Origin of the sequence: Nocardia sp. NPDC050712 (assembly GCF_040654295.1) — a bacterium.
In the GTDB taxonomy this organism is placed as follows: domain Bacteria; phylum Actinomycetota; class Actinomycetes; order Mycobacteriales; family Mycobacteriaceae; genus Nocardia.
This window is the reverse complement of the sequence record NZ_JBFAHT010000003.1, coordinates 68488-76521: the sequence shown is the minus strand read 5'-3', so window position 1 is coordinate 76521 and position 8034 is coordinate 68488. Positions and strand designations below refer to the sequence as shown.

At 66.8% G+C, this 8034-nt stretch carries 10 protein-coding genes; 9 read left to right on the top strand and 1 reads right to left on the bottom strand.

Annotation, left to right across the window (positions count from 1 at the left end):
- Positions 1-32: 32 nt before the first annotated feature.
- On the top strand, positions 33-251 hold the full coding sequence (locus AB0H76_RS20860) for an MbtH family protein (RefSeq protein WP_357326398.1): 219 nt from the start codon (positions 33-35) through the stop codon (positions 249-251).
- 65 nt (positions 252-316) lie between these two features.
- On the opposite strand, the gene AB0H76_RS20855 is transcribed toward AB0H76_RS20860, so the two are convergent.
- Complete coding sequence (locus AB0H76_RS20855; RefSeq protein ID WP_357326395.1) at positions 317-1189, bottom strand: oxygenase MpaB family protein; 873 nt, start codon at positions 1187-1189, stop codon at positions 317-319.
- Between the two features lie 172 nt (positions 1190-1361).
- Between AB0H76_RS20855 and AB0H76_RS20850 the strand changes: the two genes are divergently transcribed.
- From AB0H76_RS20850 to AB0H76_RS20815, 8 genes are read left to right on the top strand one after another with little or no spacing between them, the layout of a single operon-like run.
- Positions 1362-1586 (top strand): hypothetical protein, encoded by a 225-nt coding sequence (locus tag AB0H76_RS20850; protein WP_357326392.1) that lies wholly within the window; start codon positions 1362-1364, stop codon positions 1584-1586.
- Positions 1586-1774, top strand: a complete 189-nt coding sequence (locus tag AB0H76_RS20845) for a hypothetical protein (RefSeq protein ID WP_357326389.1) — start codon at positions 1586-1588, stop codon at positions 1772-1774. The genes AB0H76_RS20850 and AB0H76_RS20845 overlap by 1 nt, the downstream gene beginning before the upstream one ends.
- Entirely contained in the window at positions 1771-2625 is an 855-nt protein-coding gene (locus AB0H76_RS20840; protein ID WP_357326386.1) for an ABC transporter permease, read from the top strand. Before AB0H76_RS20845 ends, AB0H76_RS20840 begins: the two co-directional genes overlap by 4 nt.
- A 1-nt stretch (position 2626) precedes the next feature.
- On the top strand, positions 2627-3490 hold the full coding sequence (locus tag AB0H76_RS20835; protein ID WP_357326383.1) for an ABC transporter permease: 864 nt from the start codon (positions 2627-2629) through the stop codon (positions 3488-3490).
- Between the two features lie 9 nt (positions 3491-3499).
- The gene (locus tag AB0H76_RS20830) at positions 3500-4894 is read left to right on the top strand and encodes an MCE family protein (RefSeq protein WP_357326380.1); all 1395 of its coding nucleotides are present in this window, start codon (positions 3500-3502) and stop codon (positions 4892-4894) included.
- Complete coding sequence (locus AB0H76_RS20825; RefSeq protein ID WP_357326377.1) at positions 4891-5913, top strand: MlaD family protein; 1023 nt, start codon at positions 4891-4893, stop codon at positions 5911-5913. Before AB0H76_RS20830 ends, AB0H76_RS20825 begins: the two co-directional genes overlap by 4 nt.
- Positions 5910-6917 carry an MCE family protein gene (locus AB0H76_RS20820; protein ID WP_357326375.1) on the top strand — a complete coding sequence of 336 codons (1008 nt, stop codon included), beginning with the start codon at positions 5910-5912 and terminating at the stop codon, positions 6915-6917. The genes AB0H76_RS20825 and AB0H76_RS20820 overlap by 4 nt, the downstream gene beginning before the upstream one ends.
- A complete protein-coding gene (locus AB0H76_RS20815; protein ID WP_357326373.1) occupies positions 6917-8020 on the top strand; it encodes an MCE family protein in 1104 nt (367 codons plus the stop codon). Before AB0H76_RS20820 ends, AB0H76_RS20815 begins: the two co-directional genes overlap by 1 nt.
- The last annotated feature ends 14 nt before the right edge of the window (positions 8021-8034 follow it).

Below are 8034 nucleotides of genomic sequence, written 5' to 3'. Positions count from 1 at the left end.
TTCCCCCATCCCGCAAGGAAGGCAGCTCCACCATGACCAATCCGTTCGACGACCCGGACGCCCAGTTCTACGTCTTGATCAACGACGAGGGCGAGCACTCGCTGTGGCCCGTCTTCGCCGCGGTGCCCACCGGCTGGACCATCGCGCACGGCGCCACCACCCGCACCTCCTGCCTCGACTACGTCGAAACGCACTGGCTGGACATGCGGCCCAACTCGCTGATCGCCGCCATGAACCCCGAGACCGCCTGAATAGGCGGGGCGCGCCGGCCCTCATCCCCCCTCCGGCCGGCGCGCCCCGCACCCCGGGGCCGGACTCAGATCAGGTTCTTGCTCTTGCGCATCCGGCGGCGTACATCGGCGACCAGCGTGTAGCTGGGGCTGTGCCGCAGGAAGCGGGGGATGAAGCGGTTCACGAACCCGACGAAGACGAACAGGTGCTCGAAGCGGCGCTGGTCGGCGTCGGTCCACCGGACCTGGAGTTGCTCGCGGAAGTGCGGCGCGAGGAAGCCGATGGTGAGGAACTTCAACAGGTTCCGGAACGGCAGCCGCAGGTACCAGTGGATCATCCGCAGATTCAGCAGGTTGTCCAGGTAGGAGCGGACGTAGTCGTCGAGCACCGCGTGCCGGCAGGCCTCGTTCCAATAGACATCGAACTCGGCCCGGGTGGCCGGCCACATCTCCTCGGTCACCTGCAACGTGGTGCCCAGGGTCGAGGACGTGCGGTAGAAGGCCTCGGCCTGGTCGTCGCTCATGCGGCCGTGCAGCAGCTGGTAGGTGTCCTCGAAACCGATGTAAAGACTTGCGGCCACCCACAATTGGAGATCTCGGTCGAACGCGTTGTACTTCACCGCCGCGCCGGGCTCCGAATGCACCTGGCGGTGTGCGACATTCACGGCTTCGCGGTAGGCGAGCCGCTCCTCCTCGGTTCCGAGGATCGCCACGGCCAGGTACTGGGTGGTCGTGCGGCCCCGCTTCCACGGATGCTTCAGCAGCGCACCGGAATCCACTTTGCTCTCGGCCACGCCGTAGCCGACGCCGGGTCGCGCCATCTGCATGACCACGTTCGCGGCCGCGCCGGCGAAGGCCCAGAAGTCCAGGGCGTCGGACAGTCTCAGCGGCCGCTTGGTGACCGGTCGGTGCGGTGCGCTGATCCGGATCCGGGTCAGCTCCTTGGTCAGCAGTGTCATGACGGTCCCTATATGTTACTAACAATTCTCGGCTTCGATGGGCACTCTACCGGCTGGTTTCGCACTACAGCGCATGATTGAGTGAACTAAGTATGGTGAAGTTCTTCCTAATTCGTCTGTGTCGTGCGTAACATACTCGGCCATACCGGCCCGACGACAGGACCCCGTGCCCATGCTTCAGAAGCTGGATCGCTTGTTCAGCTACGAGATGAAGGTCTCCGAGTTCCTCGGCACCCTCGTCCTCCTCGGCATTCCCTACGGCCTGATCGGGCTGATCTGGAGCGTGACCCACACCGGTCACCTGAAGGGCATGCACGGCGTCGACGTGATCGTCTCGTTCCTCGGTTCGATCGTGTGCTGGCCGGTGCTGATCTTCTCGAATGTGTCCATGACCTGATGATGGCGCTGGTCTGGCTCATCGACATCCTGGTCATCGCGATCAAGGTGCTCGGTGGGCGAACGAAGGTCAATCCGGTGCTGCGCCTGGGACTTTGGCTGGCCGTGCTGAGCGCGGCCGCGGCCGGTATCGCGGCCCTCGGCTTCGGGTTGGTGCTGCTGGAGCAGGAATTGAGTGGGGGAGCATGACGATCACCGAACGACCGCCGAGACAGCCGGATCTGGAACTGGCCCTGCGCGATCTGCGCGGGCTCTGGCAGCGGCATCCGCAGCGCTCACTGGAAACCCTTGGGCGCCAAGTAATGCTGGGCCGGGATGCGGTGATCGAACTGTTCCGATCGCTGGCCGCCCGCCGGTTCCCGTATCGGGAATTCATCAAGCAGTGCGCGTTCATGTCGAGCGTGTCCGCCGCGCCCACGGTGTTCGTGGCCATCCCGATCGCGGTGGTGGTCTCGATCCAGGTCGGCGCGCTGGTCAATCAGGTCGGCGCGACGACGTTCATCGGCGCCGTCGCGGGCCTTGGCATCATCCGCCAGGGCGCGCCGCTGGTCACCTCGCTGATGATCGCGGGCGCGGTCGGCTCGGCCATCTGCGCCGACCTGGGTTCGCGCACCATTCGCGAGGAGATCGACGCCATGAAGGTGATGGGCGTGGACCCGGTGCGCCGCTTGGTCGCGCCGCGGCTGGTAGCCGCGGTACTGGTCAGCATGCTGCTGTGCGGGTTCATCGTGTTCGTCGGCTTCGCTACCGCCTACATGTTCAACGTCTACGCCCAGTCCGGCACGCCGGGCTCGTTCATCGGCTCGTTCGCCTCCTTCGCGGTGGCCAACGACCTGATCGTGGCGCTGGTGAAGGCGGCGGTCTTCGGCGCGCTGACCGCGATCATCGCCTGCGACATCGGCCTGCACGCCAAGGGCGGACCGGGCGGCGTCGCGAACGCGGTGAACTCGGCGGTGGTCACCTCCGCGCTCATGCTCTTCGCGACCAACATCATCCTCACCCAGCTGTACAACACCCTCTTCCCGACCAAGGTGATCTGAGGTGGGCAGCAGATACACCCCGCCCGCGGTCAAGCCGTTCCGAGTCGCCGGGGCGGTCGCCGCGGTGCCGTACCGGGCCAACCAGCGGCTGGGCCATCAGGCCATCACCTTCTTCAAGGCGCTGGCGGCGATTCCCTTCGTGACCAAGCACTATCGCAAGGAAGTGCTGCGCCTGACCGCCGATGTCGGGTGGGGCAACGGTTCGCTGGTGGTCGGCGGCGGCACCGTCGGGGTGGTGATCATCCTGTGCGCGTTCGGCGGGATCACCGTCGGCATGGAGTCGTTCACCGCGCTGAACCTGCTCACCATGGGCCCGCTGACCGGCGCGATCTCCGGATTCGCCACCACCCGCGAACTCGCGCCGATCCTGGCCACGCTGGCGTTCGCGATCCAGGCCGGTTGCCGGTTCACCGCTCAGCTCGGCTCGATGCGGATCTCCGAGGAGATCGACGCGCTGGAGTCCATCGCGATCCGGCCGCTGCCGTACCTGGTCAGCACCCGGATGATCGCCGCGACACTGACCATCGTCCCGCTCTACACCGTGGGCCTGGCCACCGCCTACCTGGCGACCAAGCTCTCGGTGCTGTTCCTCGGCGGCACCTCGGCGGGCACCTACGACCACTACTTCTTCCAGTTCCTGCTCGGACCCGACGTGTTCTTCTCGATCCTCAAGGTCGTGGTGTTCGTGCTGCTCGCGACGTTCATCCAGTGCTACTACGGTTTCGTCGCCACCGGCGGGCCGGAGGGTGTCGGGGTGGCCGCCGGGCAGGCGATCAAGATGGTGATCGTCGTCATGGTCTTCGCGAATCTGTTCATGACCCTGGCCATCTGGGGCATCGACCCCGGTTTCCGGATCTCGGGATAGGGGCGGGAGATGCTGCTCGATCCCAGCGGCCGGGGGCCGACCGCCCGCCGGCTCACCCTCGCCGGAATCGCCATGGTGCTGGCCTTCGCGCTGGCGCTGGTGCTGCTGATGCTGCGCTACAACGGGTACTTCGACAAGAGCGTCCCGGTGGTGGCCGAACTGACCAGCACCGGCGACGGGCTGCCCGAGCATGCCGACGTGAAGTTCCGCGGCATGGTGGTGGGCACCGTATCGGGCGTGGAAGTGGTCGCCAAGGGCGAGCGCCAGCGCGCCGGTATCGATCTGAAACCCGCTGTCGCGCCGACGATTCCGATCAACGTCACGGCACGGCCGATCCCCAGCAATATCTTCGGGGTCACCGCCATCGAACTCGTGGACAACGGCGCCGCGCCGGCCGGGTTGCGGGCCGGTGCGATCATCCCGGAGGACACCGGGCCCGGCACCACGCAGTTGCAGACCACCCTGACCGTGCTGCGCGATGTGCTGGACAAGATCCAGCCGGAGAAGCTCGGCCGGGTGCTCGCCACCCTGGCCACCGCTCTGGAACCCGGTGCGCGCGTGCCGGGCTCGACGATCGAGCGGCTCGATACCTGGCTGACTCAGGTGCGCGCCACCCCCGGTATCGGGAATCTGCTCGGCGATCTGGGCCGTGCGACCACCGAATTGAGCCGCTCCGCGCCGGAACTGGTCGGGGTGCTGTCGGAATCGGTCACCGCCGCCCGCACACTGACCGAGCGCCGCGCCAATCTCATTGCGCTGCTGGCCAATGCGAGCAACACCATCGATTCGGTGAACGGCCTGTTCGCGGCCAATCCGAATTCCGCGAAGGAGCTGGTGCCCGGGTTGGACCAGCTCTTCGGCAGCCTGGCCCAGGATCCCGATGCGATACCCACCACCGCGCGTAACCTGAACGCGGCCCTGGCCAAGCTGGTCACGGTGTTCCACTTCGGGCCCAGCCGGCAGATGGTGTGGGCGATGGACATCAGCTTCACGCCGTTCCAGCAGTACACCGCCGCCGAATGCCCGCGCTACGGCGCGCAGGCCGGACCGCGATGCGGTGGCCCCTCGGTGCCGGAAGTCGCTCCGGCGCAAGAGTATCCGGCGCAGCTGACGCCGCGCTGGCTGGATGCCGCCGGGCCCGCCCCGGTGCCGGTGGTGCCCGCGGTGCCCGGCCTGCCGGGCATCTCGATCCCCGGCTTGCCGGCGATTCCGGGGCTCACCGCGCCCGCGGCGGACAACCAGGGCGCTGTCCCCGGTGTGCGCCCGATCGCGGCGGGGCGCGGGTATGCCGGCGTCGCCGCGATCGTCGGTGGTCAGCCGACCGCCGCGCAATTGCTACTGCTCACGCCGCTGCTGGCCGGCGGCAGCGTCACCGTGTACGAGACCTCGGGGGGTAACCGGTGAAATCCGGGCGGGCACTGATCGGTTTCAGCCTGTTCGCGGTGCTGGCGATCACACTGACCTACACCATCTGGTCCACCCTGCAACGCTCGGTGCCGGGGGACACCAGCACCTATTCGGCGACGTTCTCCGACGTGCTCGGCGTACGGGTCGGCGACGACGTGCGGATGGCGGGCGTGCGGGTGGGCCGGGTCGACAAGATCGAGTTCGAGCCGGATTACTCGGCGCGCGTGGACATTCGGATCCAATCCCGCCAGCGGCTCACCTCGTCGACGAAAGCGCTTGTGCGGTATCAGAACCTGATCGGCCAGCGCTATATCGCGCTGGCTCCGGGATCGGAGCCGGGGCAGCCGCTGGCGCCGGGCGGGCACATCCCACTGGAACGCACCGAACCGTCTTTCGATGTCTCCGCGCTGCTCTCGGGCTTCGAACCGCTGTTCAGCGTGTTGCAGCCGGATCAGATCAACTCGCTGTCGGAGACGTTGATCCAAGCCTTGCAAGGCGACGGCGTCTCGCTGAGCACACTGATCACCCAGGCCGCCGAGCTGGCGGGCACCTTCGGTCAGCGTGATCGCATTCTGGGCGACGTGATCAGCAACCTGAGCAGCGTGATCGCCGGCTTGGCCAATCGCACACAGGAATTGGAAACACTGCTCACACAATCCCGCGCCCTGGTGGAGGCGCTGTACGCGGAGGGCGAGTCCCTGAAGCACTCCGTCGATCAGGTGGCCACCTCGACCAATTCCCTTGTCGCCCTGATCGCTCAGGTCCAGCCGGATCTGGCGGCGGCGCAGAACGACGCCACCACCGGTGTCGCCTTGCTGCTGCTCAACGGGGCCGCACTGGACAAGGCGGCCGTGCAGCTGCCGGGCCTGCTGAACGCACTGGCCCGATTCACCAGCTACGGCGCCTACGCCAACGCCTATATCTGCCGTCTCGATGTGTCGCTCTGGGGCGTACTGCTGCCGCCCGGGTTGTTCTCGCAGGTCGGCGGCGAATCACAATCGGAGGTGTGCCGATGAGGGCACGGGTACCGCGTTATTCGGAGAACCGGCCGCTGTGGCTCGGTGTGCTGGCCGCGGCCGCGGTGGTGGTGCTGCTGGCCGGGTCGAGCGCGCTGTCGCAGGCCCGGGTCAGCGACAAGACGATTCAGGCCGAGTTCGCGCAGGCCGCCGGGTTGCGGCCCGGTGCGACGGTGGACGTGTCCGGCATCGAGGTCGGCGCCGTCAAGGCGGTGCGGCTGGTCAACGACAAGGTGGTGCTCGAGCTGCGGGTGCGCCGGGATCTGCGGCTGGGCGCGAACGCGCGAGCGGCGATCAAGATGTCGACGATTCTCGGGCGACTGCACATCGAACTCACGCCGGGGGATGGGAAAGGGCTGCCGGACAACACGATCCGGCTCGCGAATACCGCCGTGCCCTACAACCTCGGCAAGGTGATCCAGGATCCGCAATACCGGCATTCCTTCGAGCGAATCGAACGCATCGATCCGGTGCGGCTGCGGCAATCGCTGGATCTGCTGGACCGGCAGATGGGCGATTCGCCGCAGCTCACCGTGGCCGCGCTGGACAGCATCGGCGCGCTGGCCAAGGTGATCAACGATCGGCGCGACGAGGTCGACTCGCTGCTGAAGAACCTGGACGCGGTGTCCCAGCTGGTCTCCGACAACCGGAACAGCGTGCTGCTCCTGCTGACTCGCGGCGAGGCGATCGGCAACGCGGTGGCGCTGCGGCAGAACCTGCTGCGCCAGCTGCTCGACAATGTCGCCCAGCTGTCGGGTCTGTTGCAGGAGATGGGGATCGAGAACAACGGCCAGCTCGGGCCGCTGATCCACAACCTGAACACCATGACCGAGGGCTTGCAGAAGAACCGGGCCAACCTGGACCGGCTCTACGAGATCATGCCGGTGGCGGTGCGCCAGTTCAACAACGCGCTCGGCAACGGTCCGTACGGAGATGTCTGGGCCCCCTGGGTGTTCCCGGACAACTGGCTGTGTTTCGCGCAAGCGGTTCCGGGGTGCAACTGATGGTCGAGATGGTGAAGATGGTGAAGCTGGCCGCGCTCTGCGTCACGGCCGCGGTCGCGTCGGGGTGTTCGCTGCTGCCCGCGAGCATCAGCGGGCTGCCGGAGCGGTATCTCGGCGAAAGAACGCACATCAGTGCGGATTTCGAGAATGTCGCCGGGCTGTACGCCGGCAACGAGGTGGCGATCCTCGGCGTGCCCGTCGGGCAGGTCGACACAGTGGTCGCCAAGGGCAGCTACGTCCAGGTGACGATGTCCATCGACAAGGATGTACCCATCCCGGCCGAGGCGATCGCGGCGCTGGTCTCGCCGCAGCTGATCACCAATCGGCACGTCGAACTCGCGCCCGCCTACTCGGGCAGCGGCCCCACGCTGGCCGACGGTGCGCATATCCCGTTGGCGCGCACCAGGACTCCGGTCGAGCTCGATCGCATCCTGGAGAACTTCGATCAGCTCGGCGCCGCCCTGAAGGGCGACAACGAGAACGGGCCGATGGCCAGCCGGGTGCTGTTCCCGCTGCTCGAGGGCAACGGCGATCGGCTCGCCCAGAGCTTGGACGCCCTGTCCTCGGCCTTCGAGGTCTCCCTGGCCAACAAGGACCAGATCGCCAACACCATCGTCAAGCTGAACGAGATCACCCAGATCGTGGCCGCCAATGATCAGACGGTGCGCGATTTCAGCGGCCGGCTGACCGAATTGGTACAGCTGATGGGCGAGCAATCACCGGGTCTGCACGCCGTGCTCACCCAGCTGAACGATTTCGTGGCGAACACGTCGTCGGTGGTGGGGCAGAACCATGATCAGCTGGCCGGCGCGCTCGGCCGGTTCGTCACCATTACCGAGCAGATGCGCGCGAACGCCCGCGGGCTCACCGAGATCGTGGACGTCACACCGCTGTTCTTCCAGAACCTGACCAACGCGATGAGCACCGAACACCGGGCGCTGCGCCTGCACGGCCTGCTGGACAAGGCCGTGCTCGACGGGGAGGCGCTGGCGCTGTTCTGCGAGCGCATCCAGATGCGCCTGGACGGGTGCCGCACCGGGAAGATCCAGGACATGGGGCCGGACTTCGGGCTCACCGCCGCACTGCTGGGGATTACCGGATGATCAGGCGAATCTGC